The organism is Citrobacter sp. LST-B2 (genome assembly GCF_057983045.1).
Genome location: NZ_CP192598.1, coordinates 2,517,522 through 2,534,731 on the forward strand (window position 1 = coordinate 2,517,522; position 17,210 = coordinate 2,534,731).

Annotated in this window: 17 protein-coding genes; 5 read left to right on the plus strand and 12 right to left on the minus strand. The window is 55.0% G+C overall.

Going from position 1 to position 17,210, the window contains the following annotated elements; translation table 11 throughout:
• Window positions 1-2: 2 nt before the first annotated feature.
• The 6 genes from ACQ0PY_RS12050 to ACQ0PY_RS12075 form a co-directional block, all read right to left on the minus strand.
• Window positions 3-809 carry an ABC transporter permease gene (locus tag ACQ0PY_RS12050; RefSeq protein WP_043000649.1) on the minus strand — a complete coding sequence of 269 codons (807 nt, stop codon included), beginning with the start codon at window positions 807-809 and terminating at the stop codon, window positions 3-5.
• Window positions 799-1,743: an ABC transporter permease gene (locus ACQ0PY_RS12055; RefSeq protein WP_044267086.1), complete on the minus strand. Its 945-nt coding sequence runs from the start codon at window positions 1,741-1,743 to the stop codon at window positions 799-801. Before ACQ0PY_RS12055 ends, ACQ0PY_RS12050 begins: the two co-directional genes overlap by 11 nt.
• On the minus strand, window positions 1,744-2,757 hold the full coding sequence (locus ACQ0PY_RS12060; protein WP_044267088.1) for an ABC transporter ATP-binding protein: 1,014 nt from the start codon (window positions 2,755-2,757) through the stop codon (window positions 1,744-1,746).
• A gap of 17 nt (window positions 2,758-2,774) precedes the next feature.
• Window positions 2,775-3,920, minus strand: a complete 1,146-nt coding sequence (gene ydcS, locus ACQ0PY_RS12065) for a putative ABC transporter substrate-binding protein YdcS (protein WP_044267089.1) — start codon at window positions 3,918-3,920, stop codon at window positions 2,775-2,777.
• A 324-nt stretch (window positions 3,921-4,244) separates the two neighbouring features.
• Complete coding sequence (locus ACQ0PY_RS12070; protein ID WP_044267092.1) at window positions 4,245-5,654, minus strand: aminotransferase-like domain-containing protein; 1,410 nt, start codon at window positions 5,652-5,654, stop codon at window positions 4,245-4,247.
• An 87-nt stretch (window positions 5,655-5,741) separates the two neighbouring features.
• Window positions 5,742-6,164: a type II toxin-antitoxin system HicB family antitoxin gene (locus tag ACQ0PY_RS12075; protein ID WP_044267093.1), complete on the minus strand. Its 423-nt coding sequence runs from the start codon at window positions 6,162-6,164 to the stop codon at window positions 5,742-5,744.
• A gap of 221 nt (window positions 6,165-6,385) precedes the next feature.
• Here ACQ0PY_RS12075 and ACQ0PY_RS12080 point away from each other — a divergent pair, with 221 nt between their 5' ends.
• The 3 genes from ACQ0PY_RS12080 to ACQ0PY_RS12090 are packed head-to-tail and all read left to right on the plus strand — an operon-like array spanning window position 6,386 to window position 8,927.
• Window positions 6,386-7,789 (plus strand): cytochrome ubiquinol oxidase subunit I, encoded by a 1,404-nt coding sequence (locus ACQ0PY_RS12080; protein ID WP_109740252.1) that lies wholly within the window; start codon window positions 6,386-6,388, stop codon window positions 7,787-7,789.
• Window positions 7,789-8,799 carry a cytochrome d ubiquinol oxidase subunit II gene (gene cydB, locus ACQ0PY_RS12085; RefSeq protein ID WP_109740253.1) on the plus strand — a complete coding sequence of 337 codons (1,011 nt, stop codon included), beginning with the start codon at window positions 7,789-7,791 and terminating at the stop codon, window positions 8,797-8,799. The genes ACQ0PY_RS12080 and cydB overlap by 1 nt, the downstream gene beginning before the upstream one ends.
• Window positions 8,799-8,927 (plus strand): DUF2474 domain-containing protein, encoded by a 129-nt coding sequence (locus tag ACQ0PY_RS12090; protein ID WP_071888398.1) that lies wholly within the window; start codon window positions 8,799-8,801, stop codon window positions 8,925-8,927. Before cydB ends, ACQ0PY_RS12090 begins: the two co-directional genes overlap by 1 nt.
• A 39-nt stretch (window positions 8,928-8,966) precedes the next feature.
• On the opposite strand, the gene ACQ0PY_RS12095 is transcribed toward ACQ0PY_RS12090, so the two are convergent.
• Both ACQ0PY_RS12095 and ACQ0PY_RS12100 read right to left on the minus strand, forming a co-directional pair.
• Entirely contained in the window at window positions 8,967-10,928 is a 1,962-nt protein-coding gene (locus ACQ0PY_RS12095; protein ID WP_109740254.1) for a peptidase U32 family protein, read from the minus strand.
• A gap of 78 nt (window positions 10,929-11,006) precedes the next feature.
• Window positions 11,007-11,543: a helix-turn-helix domain-containing protein gene (locus ACQ0PY_RS12100; RefSeq protein ID WP_043000641.1), complete on the minus strand. Its 537-nt coding sequence runs from the start codon at window positions 11,541-11,543 to the stop codon at window positions 11,007-11,009.
• Window positions 11,544-11,634: 91 nt separating this feature from the next.
• On the opposite strand from ACQ0PY_RS12100, the gene ACQ0PY_RS12105 reads away from it, so the two are divergent.
• Window positions 11,635-12,801 carry a benzoate/H(+) symporter BenE family transporter gene (locus tag ACQ0PY_RS12105; RefSeq protein WP_109740255.1) on the plus strand — a complete coding sequence of 389 codons (1,167 nt, stop codon included), beginning with the start codon at window positions 11,635-11,637 and terminating at the stop codon, window positions 12,799-12,801.
• On the opposite strand, the gene ACQ0PY_RS12110 is transcribed toward ACQ0PY_RS12105, so the two are convergent.
• Window positions 12,778-13,653: a helix-turn-helix domain-containing protein gene (locus tag ACQ0PY_RS12110; RefSeq protein WP_043000639.1), complete on the minus strand. Its 876-nt coding sequence runs from the start codon at window positions 13,651-13,653 to the stop codon at window positions 12,778-12,780. The genes ACQ0PY_RS12105 and ACQ0PY_RS12110 overlap by 24 nt on opposite strands.
• 171 nt (window positions 13,654-13,824) lie before the next feature.
• Between ACQ0PY_RS12110 and ACQ0PY_RS12115 the strand changes: the two genes are divergently transcribed.
• Window positions 13,825-14,718, plus strand: coding sequence for a DMT family transporter (locus ACQ0PY_RS12115; RefSeq protein ID WP_044267098.1), 894 nt, complete (start codon window positions 13,825-13,827; stop codon window positions 14,716-14,718).
• Window positions 14,719-14,751: 33 nt separating this feature from the next.
• Here the strand turns inward: ACQ0PY_RS12115 and ACQ0PY_RS12120 are convergent, their stop codons facing one another.
• The 3 genes from ACQ0PY_RS12120 to tehA form a co-directional block, all read right to left on the minus strand.
• Window positions 14,752-15,420, minus strand: a complete 669-nt coding sequence (locus ACQ0PY_RS12120; RefSeq protein WP_043000637.1) for a DUF3313 domain-containing protein — start codon at window positions 15,418-15,420, stop codon at window positions 14,752-14,754.
• A 156-nt stretch (window positions 15,421-15,576) separates the two neighbouring features.
• Entirely contained in the window at window positions 15,577-16,173 is a 597-nt protein-coding gene (gene tehB / locus ACQ0PY_RS12125) for a tellurite resistance methyltransferase TehB (protein WP_044257871.1), read from the minus strand.
• Window positions 16,170-17,174, minus strand: a complete 1,005-nt coding sequence (gene tehA / locus ACQ0PY_RS12130) for a dicarboxylate transporter/tellurite-resistance protein TehA (protein ID WP_044257870.1) — start codon at window positions 17,172-17,174, stop codon at window positions 16,170-16,172. The genes tehB and tehA overlap by 4 nt, the downstream gene beginning before the upstream one ends.
• Window positions 17,175-17,210 lie beyond the last annotated feature (36 nt).

The following is a 17,210-nucleotide window of genomic DNA, read 5'->3' on the forward strand; positions in this document are numbered from 1 at the left end:
GTTTATTGACCGTTTCCGGCGACGCTGTCGCCTTCACGCGTGAGCCACCACGCCCCCAGAATCGGAATGGTTGTGACCAGCATAACCAGCAGTGCCACGACGTTTGTCACCGGTACGTCACGCGGTCGCCCTAACTGATTGAGCAACCACAGCGGCAGCGTCCGTTCATGACCGGCAGTAAAGGTCGTGACGATGATTTCATCGAATGACAGCGCGAACGCCAGCATTCCCCCCGCCAGCAGCGCCGAACCCAGATTCGGCAGCACGACATAGCGGAAGGTTTGCCAGCCATTCGCGCCAAGATCCATAGAAGCCTCTACCAGACTCCATGAAGTACGACGAAAGCGGGCTATCACGTTGTTAAACACCACCACCACGCAGAACGTCGCGTGACCGACCACAATGGTGAAAAAACCCGGATCGAGATTGACCGTCTTAAACGCGGTCAATAGCGCCAGACCGGTGACAATCCCCGGTAAGGCGATCGGTAACAGCAGCAACAGCGAGATGGCGTTTTTGCCGAAGAAATCACGCCGCCAGAGCGCCGCCGCTGCCAGTGTGCCAAGCACCAACGCAATCGCCGTCGATAACGCGGCGATTTTTAGTGACAACGTCACGGCATCCAGAATATCGCTCCGCTGTGCCGCAACGCTAAACCAGCGCAGCGTCAGTCCTTGCGGGGGAAAGCTAAAGGCCGCGTCCTCGCTATTAAACGCATAGGCGGCGATGATCAGAATGGGAAAGTGCAGGAAAACAACCCCGCCCCAGGCCGCCAGTTTGAGGAAAAACGGTGCGCGCTCAGAGTGCATCAAACGCTCCCAGACGTTTCACGAACGCCAGATAAAGGGCTATCAGCACGATCGGTACCAGCGTAAACGCCGCCGCCATTGGCATGTTGCCAATCGCCCCCTGCTGCGAATAGACCATGTTGCCGATGAAATACCCCGGCGGTCCCACCAACTGCGGCACGATGAAATCGCCCAGCGTCAAGGAAAAGGTGAAGATCGAACCGGCGGCAATTCCGGGGATCGCCAGCGGCAGAACCACATAACGGAAGGTCTGTCGTGGACGCGCGCCCAAATCGGCAGACGCCTGTAACAGCGACGGCGGCAACCGCTCCAGCGCGGCCTGAACCGGCAGGATCATGAACGGCAGCCAGATGTAGACGAACACCATAAAGCGCCCTAATCCCGACGTTGAGAGCGTGTTTCCTCCCACGGCTGGCAGCGTCAGCAGACTGGTCAGTAAAGGTTCTAAACCAAGATGGTTCAGAAACCATTGCGCCACGCCATCTTTTGCCAGCAGCAGGGTCCATGCATAGGCTTTGACGATATAACTCGCCCACATCGGCAGCATGACCGCGATATAGAAAAATGCTTTCATCTTGCCGCGGGTGTAGCGCGCCATGTACCACGCCATCGGAAACGCCAGAATCGCACTGGCTATCGTCACCGCGATCGCCATCGTCAGCGTGCGTAAAATGATGTCGTAATTGGCGGGATTAAACAGCGCACGAAGATTGGCAAGCGTCAGGTCCGGCGTTACCGACATGGTGAAGTCGTCAAAGGTGTAAAACCCCTGCCACAGCAGCGTCAGTAGCGAGCCGAAGTAGACAATACCTAACCACATCAGCGGACCAAGCAACAGCAAAAACAGTCCCAACCCGGGATAACGCCAGAAAAAACCGGTGAGTCTACTCAAGCCGCCGGGCCGTGAAGGCGTGGAGAGCACGTTCATTGCCATTCACCTCTCCTCGACCAGCGGTACCATGACCTCGCGCGGCCAGGAGACCATCACCGGCTGACCGGGCGCAAGCGTGGTCGCAAAGGGTTCTCCCGACTGATTAGCCTGACTGACCAGCAGCTTTTCACCGCCGGTAAGCTTTAGCTCAAAACGGGTGGCGGCGCCCTGATACTGCACCGCCTGAATCACCCCCTGCGCCTGGATCTCGCCAGGAACATTGAGCCGGATATGCTCCGGGCGCAGCGAGAAGCTGCCCGTCATCCCGCATACCTTCGAGGCCATCGCCGGATCAAAAACGTTCGCTGTCCCGACGAAGCCCGCAACAAACGGCGTGCGTGGTCGCATGTATAACTCACGCGGTGAATCCACCTGTTCAATGCGTCCGTTGTTAAATACCGCCACACGATCGGACATCGACAGCGCTTCGCCCTGATCGTGCGTGACGAAGATAAACGTGATCCCCAGCGACTGCTGGAGTTTTTTCAGCTCCAGTTGCATCTGCTCGCGCAGTTTCAGATCCAGCGCACCGAGCGGTTCATCCAGCAACAGCACACGCGGCTCGTTGACCAACGCCCGGGCGATCGCCACCCGTTGACGCTGACCGCCGGAAAGCTGTGACGGCTTGCGCTCAAAGACAAACCCCAGCGCCACCTTCTCCAGCGCCTCGCGAGCCTGGGCATGACGCTGTTTTTTATCAATGCCTTTGACCATCAGCCCATAGGCGACATTATCGAGAATCGACATGTGCGGAAACAACGCATAGTCCTGGAACACGGTGTTCACATCCCGCTCCCAGGGCGGCAAATCGCTGGCAGGCTTGCCAAAGATAGCAATCGAACCGCCCGAAAGCTGCTCAAAACCGGCAATCAGGCGCAGGCAGGTGGTTTTGCCGGAGCCAGATGGCCCCAGCATAGAGAAAAATTCCCCGTCTTTAATCGCAATACTGACGCCATCGACCGCCCGCACGTCACCATACAGGCGCGTGACGTTGTCAAACTCCACTGCGTACGTCATAAATCACCCCAGTGACGTTAACGACCGCCCATGATGGCGATGTAATCCTGCGTCCAGCGACTGTACGGCACGAATTTACCGCCTTCAGCAACAGGCGTTTTCCAGAAGGCGATTTTGTCAAAATAGCGGTAACCATTGGTTTCGCAGCCTTTATCGCCCAGCAACGTGCTGGCTTTACAGCCTTCGGTGACCACCGGCAGCGATCCAAACCAGGCGGCTACATCACCCTGAACTTTTGGCGTCAGCGACCAGTTCATCCACTTATAGGCGCAAACCGGGTGTTTGGCTTCACTGTGCAACATGGTGGTATCAGCCCAACCGGTGACGCCCTCTTTCGGGAACACTGTGCCAATGTGTTGTCCTTCACCTTTCAACGCGTTCGCTTGGTACGGCCAGGCGCTCGAGGCCACGACGCCCTCATTTTTGAAATCGCTCATTTGCACCGTGGTGTCGTGCCAGTAGCGGTGAATCAACGGTTGTTGTGCGCGCAGCACTTTCAGCACCGCCTGGTACTGTTCTTCGGTGAGTTGATACGGGTCCGAGATCCCCAGTTGTGGCTGGGTGGCTTTCGCGAACAGCGCCGCATCGGCAATGTAAATCGGTCCGTCATAGGCCTGAACGCGGCCTTTGTTGGTTTTTCCGTCCGGAAGGTTTTGTTCGACGAATACCACACTCCAGCTATCTGGTGGCGTCGGGAAGGTTTGCGTGTTGTACATCAGCAGGTTCGGCCCCCACTGATACGGCGTACCGTAGACTTTGCCCGCCACGTTAAACCAGTCGCCTTTGACCACGCGAGGATCGACGTTTTTCCAGTTCGGGATGAGCGCCGTATTGATTGGCTGCACGCGTTTCCCCATGATCAGACGCAGCGAGGCATCTCCTGAGGCCGTGACCAGATCGTAGCCCCCTTTCGCCATCAGGCTGACCATCTCATCCGATGTCGCCGCCGTTTTGACGTTAACCGCACAGCCGGTCTCTTTTTCGAATTGTGTTACCCAGTCGTACTGTTTATCGGTCTGACCGCGTTCGATGTAACCCGGCCAGGCGATAATATCCAGGCGGCCTTCAGTCTGACCTAACGTGGTGGGGGGTTCGGCGGCGTGCGCGGTCATCAGCGTCATACTGAGCGCGCACAGGCTGCTGCGGGCAAATTTCTTGCTCATAAGATCTTACTCCTGTCGCAAAATATTGAGCGGCAGCCTTGCCGTAAATATATGTCCTTTCCTAAAAATAGTCGGCGCGCCGTCAGCGCACCTCCCGGCATGAGGAAATTTAATCAGGTTGTGACATAACGCGCATTACGCCCCGGACTGCGGCGTTGTGTGGCTATCTTCTGGAGTATAGACAAGGGGTTAGCTGACGAGGAGGAAAAACAAAAGCTATTGATATTTCCTATGATGGTCTACGGGAAATAACGTCGTACGGTTTTTGCTGATATTTTCTAAATAAGAACGCGCCATTCTTTTATATTGAATCGCGCGCACGTTTTATTTCATCTGCGCGCGAATGAGTTGCCCCAGTTGTTTTACCGCGGCTTCTTCACGTTCCCCCCAACCCCATGCGGTATTGAAGCGGAAAAAGCGTTTCCAGGTGTCTGAGGTCGAGAACATTTTTCCCGGCGCGATGCTGATGTGGTGGGCCAACGCCTGTGCGGTCAGTTCGCCCGCATCCTGTGATTCCGGCAGTTCCAGCCAGAGAAAATAGCCGCTGTTGTTGTGATGTATTTTCACTTCGGCAGGGAGATGGCGCAGCAGCGTTTGCCAGGCCTGCTGTTTACGTTCTGCCAGTTGACGACGCAGGCGGCGCAAATGGGCGTCATAACGGCGCGTTGAGAGATAATCGACCAGCGCCAGTTGCATCGGCGAACTGGTGGAAAGTGTGCTCATCAGTTGTAAACGCTGGATTTGGCGGGCGTGTTTGCCTGCGGCGACCCAACCGATGCGAAAACCCGGTACCAGACACTTGGAGAATGACGAACAATGCAGCACCTTGTCGGCCCGATCCCACGCTTTGGCCGGTAGCGGTTTCTCCCGGCCAAAATAGAGTTCGCTGTAAACGTCATCTTCAATCAACATCACATTATGACGATCGAGTATCTCAACCAGACGCGCTTTTTTCTCCGGACTGAGAGTAAAGCCAAGCGGGTTCTGGCTGTTGGTCATCAGCCAGCATGCTTTAACCGGATACGCCTGCAACGCCTGCTCCAGCGCCGCGAGATCGATCCCCTCCTTCACGTCAGTGGCAACCGACAGCGCTTTAAGACGCAGTCGTTCCAGCGCCTGTAACGCGCCATAAAAACAGGGGTTTTCGACAATCACCCAGTCACCGGGTTTAGTCACCGCTTGCAGGCTCAGGTTGAGCGCCTCCAGCGCCCCGGCGGTGATGACGATTTCATCCGGCGAGACGGTAATGCCCTGTAAGGCGTAGCGACGGGCAATGGCGTGGCGTAGTTCCGCGTTACCCGGCGGCAGATTCTCAATTACGCTCATCGCGGTTGCGGTTCTGCTCACCTGTGCCAGAGAACGGTTCAGTTGCTGGAGGGGAAATAAACGCGGATCGGGAAATGCAGAAGCAAACGGCATCACCGACGCATCCCGGCTGGCCTGTAGCATCTCGAAAATATAAGTGTTGATATCCACCGCTTCGTCGCGCATCACCTGGGCCGGTTGCACCGTTGGCTGGTGAACCGGGCGCGGCGCGACATAATAGCCAGACTGCGGGCGCGCAATGATCCGCCCCTGACTTTCCAGCAGTTGATAGGCATGCCCGACGGTCATAAAGCTCATCCCGCTGCTGACCACCTGTTCACGCAGCGACGGCAGGCGATCGCCAGGTTGCCAGACGCCAGAGGCAATCTGTTCGCAGAGTTGTTCAGCCAGACGCTGGTACTTTTTCATTGTTATTCACTCGTGGATCCGTGGCAGGTGATCCTTGCAGTGTATATCAGTGAATTAAATACTCAACATCCTAAGAACTGTTATGGTTTACGACAGCGTAAGCGACAGTTCTTTGCCGAGCGCGCGCGCCGCCGTCTGCACCGCATCAATTTTTGTTGCGTGTCGTAAGTCGAACAGGCGGGTAATTTCCTGTTTCGGTCTGCCAATGCGTTTCGCCAGCTCCTGCTGGCTGATTTTTGACGCCAGGAAAGCGTTGAGCAAAAGGACTTTTGACGCGACGCTGAGCGGGACCTCAACAAAGTCGTCACCTTCCTTCACCGGCGAAGGTAACGGGACCGACTGGCTATCTTCGAAATAGAATTCAAAAGCGGTGACTAACGCTTCCAGAGCGGTATCAAGGGATTGCTGGCGGGTCTCACCCTGATTGAGCGCTTCCGGAATATCCGGAAACGAAACCACATAGCCACCTTCTGGCGCAGGAACGAGACGAACGGGAAAGTAAACATTTATGCTTACTTTTCTCGCCTGATAAAAGGGAAATACAGAAAAATGCCCGTCGTGTAGAGCCGCTCATATCAATTCGGGAAGGCAGATTCCAAAATTTATATCAACAGATGCAATTTGTAACATTCACGCAACTGTTATGGTTAAATAGAACCGTTCTGTTTCTGCCACTGAAACCCTTACCGGCCTAGAATTGCGCTGAATCAATTTTTAGTGCGGAGCAATGCATGTCTGGTCTTGATGCGTTTCATCTGGCAAGGATCCAGTTCGCCTTTACGGTTTCCTTCCACATTATTTTTCCGGCGATCACTATTGGTCTTGCCAGCTATCTTGCGGTGCTGGAAGGTCTTTGGCTGAAAAGCAAAAATCCTGTCTGGCGCTCGCTATATCAGTTCTGGTCAAAAATTTTCGCCGTTAACTTTGGCATGGGCGTGGTGTCTGGCCTGGTGATGGCCTATCAGTTTGGCACCAACTGGAGCGGGTTTTCCGAGTTCGCTGGCAGTATCACTGGGCCATTACTGACCTATGAGGTGCTCACCGCCTTCTTCCTCGAAGCCGGGTTCCTCGGTGTGATGCTGTTTGGCTGGAACAAGGTTGGCCCCGGATTACACTTTTTCTCCACCTGTATGGTCGCTCTGGGCACGATTATTTCCACCTTCTGGATCCTCGCCTCCAACAGCTGGATGCAGACGCCGCAGGGCTATGAGATTGTCAACGGCCAGGTCGTGCCGGTGGATTGGTTCGCCGTCATTTTCAACCCGTCGTTCCCTTATCGCTTATTGCATATGTCGGTGGCGGCGTTTCTCAGTAGCGCGTTATTTATTGGGGCCTCTGCGGCCTGGCATTTACTGCGTGGCAACGCGACGCCCGCTATTCGCGCCATGTTTTCGATGGCGCTGTGGATGACGCTGATTGTCGCACCGTTACAGGCGCTCATTGGCGACATGCACGGTCTGAATACCCTCAAACACCAGCCAGCCAAAATTGCCGCCATTGAAGGCCACTGGGAAAATCCGCCAGGAGAATCGACGCCGCTGCTGCTGTTCGGCTGGCCGGATATGGAACAGGAACGAACCCGCTATGGTCTGGCGATCCCGGCGCTGGGTAGCCTGATCCTGACTCACAGCCTGGATAAACAGGTCCCGGCGCTTAAAGAGTTTGCGAAAGAGGATCGCCCCAATTCGACGATGGTCTTCTGGTCGTTTCGTATTATGGCGGGGCTGGGTATGCTCATGATCCTGCTAGGTGTTTGCGCTCTGTGGTTACGCTACCGGCAGCGTCTTTATACCTCGCGAGCGTTCCTGCGCTTTGCTTTATGGATGGGACCGTCAGGATTGATAGCCATTCTGGCCGGCTGGGTCACGACGGAGGTGGGCCGCCAGCCGTGGGTCGTCTACGGGTTACAACGCACGGCGGATGCGGTCTCCGCTCACGGCGACCTGCACATGAGTATTTCTCTGCTGGCGTTCTTTGTCGTCTATAGCGCCGTCTTCGGCGTGGGCTACAGCTACATGATCCGCCTCATCCGCAAAGGACCGCTGGACACGATTTCCCCGACGCCGCCTACCGGCACGCCTGCCAGACCACTGTCTGCTGCCGTCCTCGATTCTCAACATGAGGCACACCGCTAATGGGTATTGATTTATCGGTAATCTGGTTCGTTATCATCGTTTTCGCCACGCTGATGTACATCGTGATGGATGGATTCGATTTGGGTATTGGCATTTTGTTTCCTGCCATTCGCGACGCTGACGATCGCGATGTGATGGTTAACAGCGTCGCTCCGGTCTGGGACGGTAATGAAACCTGGCTGGTCCTCGGCGGAGCGGGATTATTTGGCGCGTTTCCGCTGGCCTATGCGGTGATTATTGACGCCCTGACGATCCCGCTGACGCTGATGCTTATCGGGCTGATTTTTCGCGGTGTCGCCTTTGAATTTCGCTTCAAAGCCACGCCAGCGCATCGCCCGTTCTGGGATAAAGCTTTTCTCTGCGGTTCGATTCTCGCGACGTTCACTCAGGGCGTGGTGGTGGGTGCGGTGATCAATGGTTTTGCCGTCACCGGGCGTCGTTTCAGCGGCGGGCCGTTTGACTGGCTCACCCCTTTCACCCTGTTCTGCGGCGCGGGACTGGTGGTCACTTACGCCCTGTTGGGCGCCACCTGGCTGGTAATGAAAAGTGAAAATCCGTTGCAGGATAAAATGCGAGCCGTGGCGAAAAAGTTACTGCTGTTGATGCTGCTGGTGATTGCGATGATCAGCCTGTGGACGCCGATGGCACACCCGGTGATAGCGGAACGCTGGTTTGGCCTGCCGAATCTGTGGTTCCTGCTGCCGGTTCCGCTACTGGTTGCGGTGATTAGCATCTGGCTATGGCGAACGCTTCATCAACCGCACCGCCACGCGCTGCCCTTTGTGTTGACTCTCGGGCTGATTTTCCTCGGCTTTAGCGGACTCGGGATCAGCATCTGGCCGCATATCATTCCGCCATCCATTACGCTCTGGCAGGCAGCCGCACCCGCGCAGAGTCAGGGTTTCATGCTGGTCGGTGCGTTACTGATCATCCCTGTTATTCTGGTTTACACCTTCTGGAGTTATTACGTGTTTCGCGGCAAAGTTCAACATGGCGAGGGGTATCACTGATGCAACACTCTGTCTGGAAACGCCTGATGTGGCTGGTCATTTTGTGGGGCGGCAGCGTGCTGGCGCTGGCCGCCGTAGGGATGTTCTTTCGCCTGATCATGACGGCGGCAGGATTTAAATCACATTAATGGGGCGCCGGATAGCGCTATGCGTATCCGGCAGCTTTGTTAGCCTTTACGCTTCGGCAGCGTTTTCATCAGCTCTTCCGGGCTGACGGAAGCCACCACGCTGCCAGGCAGCGGCATCTTCAGAATGTGATTTTTGATTTTACCAATCACATGCATTTCGCACGGACGGCAGTCAAATTTAAGCGTTAGCACCTCATCGCCGTTCACCAGTTGCATCGGCGTCGCCTTCCAGCTTTTGATATTGCCTTTCGCCTGCTTCGGACACAGATTAAAGGCAAAGCGCAGGCAGTGTTTGGTGATCATCACCGGCACCTCGCCCTTTTCTTCATGCGCTTCATAGGCCGCATCAATCAACTGCACGCCATAACGATGGTAAAACGCCCGCGCCTTATGGTTGTATACGTTGGCCAGAAAACTCAGGTGTGATTGCGGATAAACCGGCGCAGGCTCGGACACCGGCTTGCGAACGCCGCGCTGGTAGCTCGCAAGGCGCGCGGCATCCAGCATCTCTATCGCTTCCCGGCGGAACGCATTAAGCAGGCTGTTCGGCACAAACAGCGCGCCGGGCAAATTCACTGCGATATCGCGGGCGTAATAGATTGTCTGCCCCAGTTTTGCCAGTCCGTCCTTCAGTCCGTTCAGCGCTTTTTCCGCGTTGTTGGCCTCATCAAACTGTCCATCCAGCGTATGGGTGATACTGACGCCCTCTTCGCTGGTCAGCTTCAGGATCAGTTGTTCCCGCCAACCGCCCAACTCAATATCCACCGCCACCCGACGCTCGCTCGAGGTTTTGGTTAACGCCTGCTGCCAGTTATGGTCAAGATTGCGGTTCAGCGGATGGTGTGGACGCAATTTATGCAGTTCGGCAGGCATTTCGTTCGGCCAGACGCGATAGCGATTTTGTCCGGTTTTTTCCACCGTATTGGCACGAAAGCCGACAACATCGCGTTTGATCAGGACATTAAGGCCATCGCCGTTCGCCAGCGGCTCGCTGACCTCAACGTCGAGGTGATCTTTCGCCACGTTGAGCACTTCACCGACCGGCAGGCCGATAAACTTTGGCGAATCAAAGGCGCCGATATCCCCTTTGCGCGCATTCACAAAGTAGTCGGTGCTGCCGCGATGAAAGGTTTTGTCCGTTGATGGGGTAAAGAAATGTTCCGTGCGTCCGGCTGAAGCCCGCGCCAGGTCACCGCGATCCTCAATGATGGCATCCAGCATCTGCCGATAGTGCGCGGTAATGTTCTTCACGTAGCTCATGTCTTTGTAACGCCCTTCAATCTTGAAGGAACGCACACCGGCGTCGATCAGCGCGCCAAGGTTAGCGGTCTGATCGTTATCTTTCATCGACAGCAGGTGTTTTTCATACGACACCACCCGCCCCTGATCGTCCTTCAGGGTATATGGCAGACGGCACGCCTGTGAGCAGTCGCCACGGTTGGCGCTACGCCCCGTTTGCGCATGCGAGATATAACATTGCCCGGAATACGCCACGCACAGCGCCCCGTGGACAAAAAATTCGATGGTGGCATCGGTCGCCTGATGAATGGCCTGAATCTGCTCAAGGCTCAGTTCACGCGCCAGCACGATCTGCGTGAACCCCACGTCAGCGAGAAATTTGGCTTTCTCCACGCTGCGAATATCGCATTGGGTACTGGCATGCAGTTCGATCGGCGGAATGTCGAGTTCCAGAATCCCCATGTCCTGCACAATCAACGCATCCACGCCGGTCTGGTAGAGATCGGTAATCAGTCGCTGTGCGGGTTCCAGTTCATCGTCGTGAAGGATCGTGTTCAGCGTGACAAAGATTTTTGCGCCATAGCGATGGGCGAACGGCACCAGCTCCGCGATATCTTGCAGGCTATTGCTGGCATTATGACGCGCCCCAAAACCGGGACCACCGATATAGACGGCGTCCGCACCATGTAAAATGGCTTCGCGGGCGATGGCGGTATCACGTGCCGGGCTTAACAATTCAAGGCGATGTGGAGACGGGCGCATAGCGTTGTTTTTATCCAGTAGCAGCAAAATGGCGGCTATTGTAGTCAGAAGCGCCGCTTTGCGAAATAGTTTTCCCGCTTAACTGCGCGGGTAATGGATGAGCGAATGAAAGTGCACGGTCTGTTCGCTGCTGTTGCGATAAGCATGGGCGCTATCGCCGGCAAAACGAATGCCTTCTCCGGCCCTGATGACGCGCCATTGCTGGTCAATGCACATCTCCAGATCGCCTGCGATTACCACCACATGTTCAATCACGCCCGCTTCGTGCGGCGTGGATTCGCTGAGCGCACCGGGTGCCAGCAAAATTGAAAAGTGATCAAAACACAGCACCGGATCCCACGGGAACAACGGCGTCACGACCATCGCCTGCTCTTGCGGATCAAACGTCGGCAACGGCTCAGATTCCGGCGGCGAAATAAAAGTAGAGAACGGGACATTCAGCCCGGTAGCAATCTTCCATAACGTCGCCACCGTGGGACTGGACTCGTTGCGCTCAATTTGCCCGAGCATCGCTTTTGACACACCGGTGGCCTCGGCCAGGCGCGATAAACTCCACTCACGCTGTTTGCGCAATGTTTTCAAGGTGTTCGCCAGATAGTGTGTCAGGTTGTCCATTGATATCCTCCCAAAACATCAGCTTACCACTTGTACGTTATAACGCCCAGATGCTAGATTAAATGACCGTTATAACGCACAAGGAATGCCTATGCGTTCATTTTCCCTCCCCTTACCCACGCTGCTTTCTGGCTTTGTCGCCGTACTGGTCGGCTATGCCAGTTCAGCGGCCATCATCTGGCAGGCCGCCGTGGCGGCGGGTGCCAGTACCGCGCAAATTGCCGGCTGGATGAGCGCTCTGGGCCTCGCGATGGGGATCAGTACGTTGATCCTGACGCTCTGGTATCGTGCGCCTGTATTGACGGCATGGTCAACACCCGGTGCGGCGCTGTTGGTGACTGGACTCCAGGGACTGACGCTGCCGGAGGCGATTGGCGTGTTCATCATCGCCAACGCGCTGATCGTGTTGTGCGGCGTGACCGGATTATTCGCCCGCCTGATGCAGGTCATCCCCCATTCGCTGGCGGCAGCCATGCTGGCCGGGATTTTGCTCCGCTTTGGCCTGCAGGCATTTGCCAGTCTCAATGATCAGTTTCTGCTTTGTGGCGGCATGTTGTTGGCGTGGTTGATTCTGAAGCGTATTACACCGCGCTATGCGGTGATTGCGGCGCTGATTGCAGGTGCGGCCATTGCGTTATTTGAAGGTGACATTGCCACCTCTTCGTTAGCGATGACCCCGGTGTTGCCCACATTTATTGCCCCTCAGTTTTCGCTGGCCCACAGTCTGGGGATTGCCGTACCGCTCTTTCTGGTGACGATGGCGTCGCAGAATGCGCCCGGTGTGGCGACCATGAAAGCTGCGGGTTACGATGTCCCCGTCTCGCCCCTGATCATTGTCACCGGATTACTGGCGCTGCTGTTATCTCCTTTCGGCGTTTATTCCATCTGCATTGCCGCTATCACCGCGGCGATTTGCCAGAGTCCGGAGGCCCATCCAGATGCAGCAAAACGCTGGCTGGCCGCCGCTGCCGCCGGCGTGTTCTATCTGTTGGCCGGTATTTTCGGCAGTTCGATTACCGGGGTGATGGCGGCGCTGCCGACGAGCGGTATTCAGATGCTGGCAGGACTGGCACTGCTGGGGACGATTTCGGGTAGCCTGTATCAGGCGTTGAGTCATGAAAACGAACGTGATGCCGCCGTGGTGACGTTTCTGGTCACCGCCAGCGGGCTGACGCTGTACGGAATTGGTTCGGCGTTCTGGGGGCTGATCGCGGGCGGGATCTGTTACACCGTCTTAAGGCTGGCGCGACGCGCGTAGCTGCGATGGCGTCTTCCCGGTCACCTGCTTGAAACGGTTACTGAAGTGACTTGGCGAACTGAATCCGCAGGCCAGCGCAATCTCCGTTAACGGACGCTGTGAGTGACAGACCAGTTGCTTTGCCACTGCCATCCGGCGCTGCATCACGTACTGATGCGGTGCCATTTTCATCGACTGGCGGAACATTCTGGCGAAATGAAATTCGCTCAGCGCAGCTTCATGCGCCAGATCGGCTAGCGTCAGTGGTTCTGCCAGATGGGCGTCGATATAAGCCAGCACATTACGCAGCGTCACCGGCGCGAGTCCACCCGTTACCGTCGGCAATCGCCACTGCACGTTGCTGTAGTGCTGAATAAGATGGGTCATCAGCAATGACGACGCGGCGCTGAGCGTCAGGTGATTCGCAGGCTGGTGCCAGTCGTTGCCCAGTAAAAACTGGCGGTAAACCGCTGTAATCCCTGGATCGTTGCCAAACGTCCGTTCATCCAGCGTAAAACGGTAAGGGCTTTTATCCCAGACTTTTTCCCCGACTTCACGCAAATGCGCGTCAGTGCAGTAAAGATGCACGAACGAGAGGTCGTCGCGGATATCCCAGGTAGATTCACTCTCTTTTGGCAACAGGCAAAACCGGTCCGGGCCGCCCCCATTTTTCCAGCCTGAGGCCGTTTTTTGATAGCTCTCGTAGCCATCTGCCACATACAGACTGAGCGTGTGATGATCGCAATACTGCGTGATGGTATCGCGCTTATTCGACCATGCAGCTAACTGAACGCCCGAGCGCAGCTCGACCGACTCGTGTAACACGGCATTGTGCTGACTCAACTTTTCAAAGGCATCGTAGGACCGGGTCATACCACCACATAAACACTGTTATTCAGGCATTCAGTCTATCGCAGGTCATTGCGGTTACCACCCGTCCGACGGAAAAAAGCGCAAGATTTTGCAAGTATCCCGCAAGCCGATGAAAGCGCGTCGCCCGTGCAATCTGCGACAGTGAATTATTAGGTATGAAGGGAGAAAATAATGAACGCACTATTATATTGTCTGGTCGTGGTGATCTGGGGTACCACATGGATCGCCATTTATTTACAGCAAGGTCCGGTTGCCGCACCCGTCTCGATTTTCTGGCGTTTTGCGGTGGCGACGGCGTTGATGATGTTGATTATGCAGATTCGTGGAAAGTTACGAACGCTGTCGTTACGTGACCATCTGTTTTGTCTGCTGCAAGGCAGTTGCGTTTTTTGCTTTAACTTCTGGTGTTTTTACACGGCGGCCGCCTGGATCAATACCGGACTGGAATCAGTTATCTTTTCCATGGCGGTGCTGTTTAACGCGGTGAATAGCTTCTTCTTCTTTGGGCAAAAACCTCCGCTGCGGTTTTACTGCGCCGCCGCGCTGGGACTGACGGGTATCGTCACCCTCTTCTGGCAGGATCTGATGAACAGCGGATTTAGCGGATCGCTGCTGCTGGGGATTGGTCTGAGCGCGCTGGGGACATTTGGTTTCTCTCTGGGAAATATGATCAGCCTGCGCCATCAGAAAAAAGGTCTGGAAGTGATGACTACTAACAGTTGGGCCATGCTGTACGGCACGCTGCTGATTGCAACGATTGCCCTTCTGCGCGGGGATAACTTCACTCCGCAATGGACCTTCAGCTACATCGGCGCCCTGCTGTATCTGGCAGTATTCGGATCGGTCATCGCCTTCGGTGCCTACTTTACGCTGGTAGGAAGAATTGGCGCGAGTAATGCCGCGTACAGCACATTGCTCTTTCCGCTGGTTGCGCTGTCATTTTCTACGGTTTATGAAGGTTATAGCTGGCAGGTGAATGCGGTAGCGGGACTGCTTCTGATTCTGGTGGGAAACCTGGTGATGTTTGCCCGTCCACCGGCGCTGTTGCGCCGCCGGACAGCATAAAGAAACGCGCCATCAAACGATGGCGCGTCACGATTATTTCTGGTTTACATCAAACATGGTGGCATCCGTCGCCATGTCATCAACCACTTGTTTCAGCGTCTCAAATGCCATCGGCGTATTCTGGTTATTCAGATCTTTGCCTTCACCCTGACGCACGACTTTAATCACCGGCTTATTGGTCGCCGCATCAATTAACTCGCCTTCAAAGTAGAGATGGGTGTCCATCGTGCGGTGACCGGTTGCCATTTGGGTACCGGCAACCACCAACGCCACAGGCACCACTTCATAGAACTGCAGCCCTTCTTTGCTGGTATCCACCCCGGTGATCGCCCCGCGGAAGATCAGGCTACGCGGTCCCGGCGTGGTCACCAGCGGTTTACGTTGACCAATAGAGGTCTTCATCTTTGTGTTGGTGTAGTTTAACAACTGATCCAGCACATTCTGTCCAACCTGTGTGGAAGGTTTCGGGACCGGATAATAGGTTATTGGGTTCCAGACGATGTTGTCATATTTGGTATCACTAAAGTTGGGATCAACCCAACGCAATACCGGATGCCCCGTAGCAGATTTTGTTTCCTTAAGACCTGAGTAGTCTTTTAAAAAACCCGAGTATTTATCAGGCTGCGTCACTTTTGAGGCACAGCCAGATAACGCCAGTAAACCAGTAAGCACTGCAACTTTAAATAAAGTATGAGTACGCATGAAACGATCCCTTAGAATATGCAGATATGCAGTTGAAATAGTAGCAAAGGGAAATCATCTGCGTTGGATTAAAAATGGTAACCAAAGCACAATTTTTTCAGAGCGCCCATTTTTAAGAAAAATGCTGGGCGCAGAGGGGGTTAGCGGAACATCGACTTAGGCTGTTTTACGTGCCAGCAGCGTGGCAAAGCGCAGTTTAATTCGGTTACCGTTGGCGTCAGTACGATGCAATTCACCAACATCTTCATTATATTTCAGTAAATCCCAGCCTTCGTAATAACGACGAAGTTCTCCTTCTTTAAACGCAAAGGGAAAACCCACGGTGCACGGAAAATCAGCGGTATCCATGGCGGCAACAATCAGGTTATAACCGCCAGGTTTAGTGCAGCGCTGCATATTCTCGATTAAACCCGGAATCGTTTTGGCTTCGAGGAACATCATCACCACGGTGGAGAGAATAAAATCATATTCGCCCTCAAACGTTAGCGCGTTGAGATCCACCACGTTGGCCTGGAGATTGTCCAGCCCTTCTGCCGCCTTAATTCGCTCGACGTTGGCAATGCTCATCGGATTTTTATCCCACGCGGTCACGTCAAAGCCCTTCGCCGCCAGATAGAGACTGTTACGCCCATTGCCACAGCCCAAATCCAGCGTTTTTCCCGGTTTAACGACCTTCATCGCCTCCAGCACTTCCGAGTGGGTGCGGGTTAAGTCGTATTTTTCAGTGAAGTAATTTTCGTCACGAAGGGTCATTTTTTATCCTCAGATTTCAGTAATGCCGCGCGCTCTGTGCGAATGAGCAGTTTTCCCTGCATCAGCAGCGCGAACGTGCGTACCAGCAATAATGCAATGATAACATTGGTAAAGATGAATAGCGGCAGCGCCAGCGTGTGAAAAAAGCCCGACGGGCTGGCGTGACCAAGATGTAATCCGGTGGTCGCCAGCGCCGACACGCCGAACGAGAAACTCCAGAATGAGGCGTTAAACGGCTGCGACAAATACCAGGGCATCAGGCGGAGCATAAACAGCAGTTGCAGCAGGCCGTAGCCAAACAGCATTTTCGCCAGCGTGTCGCTCTCGCCGCCGTTGACGCTCAGCCAGGCGCTACAGGCCACCAGCGCAGGCGCAAGCTGGATCCCCAGCGAAGTCCGCATGGCAGTGGGTAATTCCCCGGCACTGCGCAGACGTTGTAGAATAACCGGTTCCAGGCTCAGCCAGGAAAAGACGCCGGCGCCTAAAAAGACCAGTCCGGCATCGGTATAGCCTAACGCGCCGCAGGCCATCGCACTGATAAAGTTGTTGGCGACCGTCGGTAAATACAGTCCGGGCGTCGTCGCCTCTTGCGGATGCGAGCCGCGCCACAGCCCGGCGGTCTGCCACGCGGCGTAAACCAGTTGAATAACCACCCCGACGCTGAACAACCCCATCGCCAGCGGACGACACCACGGTACAAAACCCATCGCCACCAGCATTGTGGTGGCCGGAAACAGGCTGACAAAACTGCTCATCACCGGATGGCGAATCTCAGCAATCACGCTGTGCGGGAAACGAATCAGACGCGTGATAAACGCCAGCGTCAGCAGCCCCCATATCATCATCGCCAGAATCACCAGACCATCACCAAACCAGTGGCTGACAGGCCAGATTTGGCTGGCATAACGCCAGGCAAACCCCATTCCAATCGTTCCCAGCACCATGCCAAAGTAGCCGGCGGGAAGGTTCAGAACACGATCGCTATGCTTGCTGTTACTCATTTTGTTTATTTTATAAAGTATATTTGAAATGCATTT

What these genes read in the sequence shown, in the direction of transcription:
- ACQ0PY_RS12120 (WP_043000637.1), bottom strand. Translation starts at nt 15,420, where the DNA reads ATGCGTACTCATACTTTATTTAAAGTTGCAGTGCTTACTGGTTTACTG.
- ACQ0PY_RS12060 (WP_044267088.1), bottom strand. Translation starts at nt 2,757, where the DNA reads ATGACGTACGCAGTGGAGTTTGACAACGTCACGCGCCTGTATGGTGAC.
- ACQ0PY_RS12090 (WP_071888398.1), top strand. Translation starts at nt 8,799, where the DNA reads ATGCAACACTCTGTCTGGAAACGCCTGATGTGGCTGGTCATTTTGTGG.
- ACQ0PY_RS12115 (WP_044267098.1), top strand. Translation starts at nt 13,825, where the DNA reads ATGAACGCACTATTATATTGTCTGGTCGTGGTGATCTGGGGTACCACA.
- ACQ0PY_RS12055 (WP_044267086.1), bottom strand. Translation starts at nt 1,743, where the DNA reads ATGGCAATGAACGTGCTCTCCACGCCTTCACGGCCCGGCGGCTTGAGT.
- ACQ0PY_RS12070 (WP_044267092.1), bottom strand. Translation starts at nt 5,654, where the DNA reads ATGAAAAAGTACCAGCGTCTGGCTGAACAACTCTGCGAACAGATTGCC.
- ACQ0PY_RS12095 (WP_109740254.1), bottom strand. Translation starts at nt 10,928, where the DNA reads ATGCGCCCGTCTCCACATCGCCTTGAATTGTTAAGCCCGGCACGTGAT.
- cydB (WP_109740253.1), top strand. Translation starts at nt 7,789, where the DNA reads ATGGGTATTGATTTATCGGTAATCTGGTTCGTTATCATCGTTTTCGCC.
- ACQ0PY_RS12105 (WP_109740255.1), top strand. Translation starts at nt 11,635, where the DNA reads ATGCGTTCATTTTCCCTCCCCTTACCCACGCTGCTTTCTGGCTTTGTC.
- ACQ0PY_RS12080 (WP_109740252.1), top strand. Translation starts at nt 6,386, where the DNA reads ATGTCTGGTCTTGATGCGTTTCATCTGGCAAGGATCCAGTTCGCCTTT.
- ACQ0PY_RS12110 (WP_043000639.1), bottom strand. Translation starts at nt 13,653, where the DNA reads ATGACCCGGTCCTACGATGCCTTTGAAAAGTTGAGTCAGCACAATGCC.
- ydcS (WP_044267089.1), bottom strand. Translation starts at nt 3,920, where the DNA reads ATGAGCAAGAAATTTGCCCGCAGCAGCCTGTGCGCGCTCAGTATGACG.
- tehB (WP_044257871.1), bottom strand. Translation starts at nt 16,173, where the DNA reads ATGACCCTTCGTGACGAAAATTACTTCACTGAAAAATACGACTTAACC.
- ACQ0PY_RS12100 (WP_043000641.1), bottom strand. Translation starts at nt 11,543, where the DNA reads ATGGACAACCTGACACACTATCTGGCGAACACCTTGAAAACATTGCGC.
- ACQ0PY_RS12050 (WP_043000649.1), bottom strand. Translation starts at nt 809, where the DNA reads ATGCACTCTGAGCGCGCACCGTTTTTCCTCAAACTGGCGGCCTGGGGC.
- tehA (WP_044257870.1), bottom strand. Translation starts at nt 17,174, where the DNA reads ATGAGTAACAGCAAGCATAGCGATCGTGTTCTGAACCTTCCCGCCGGC.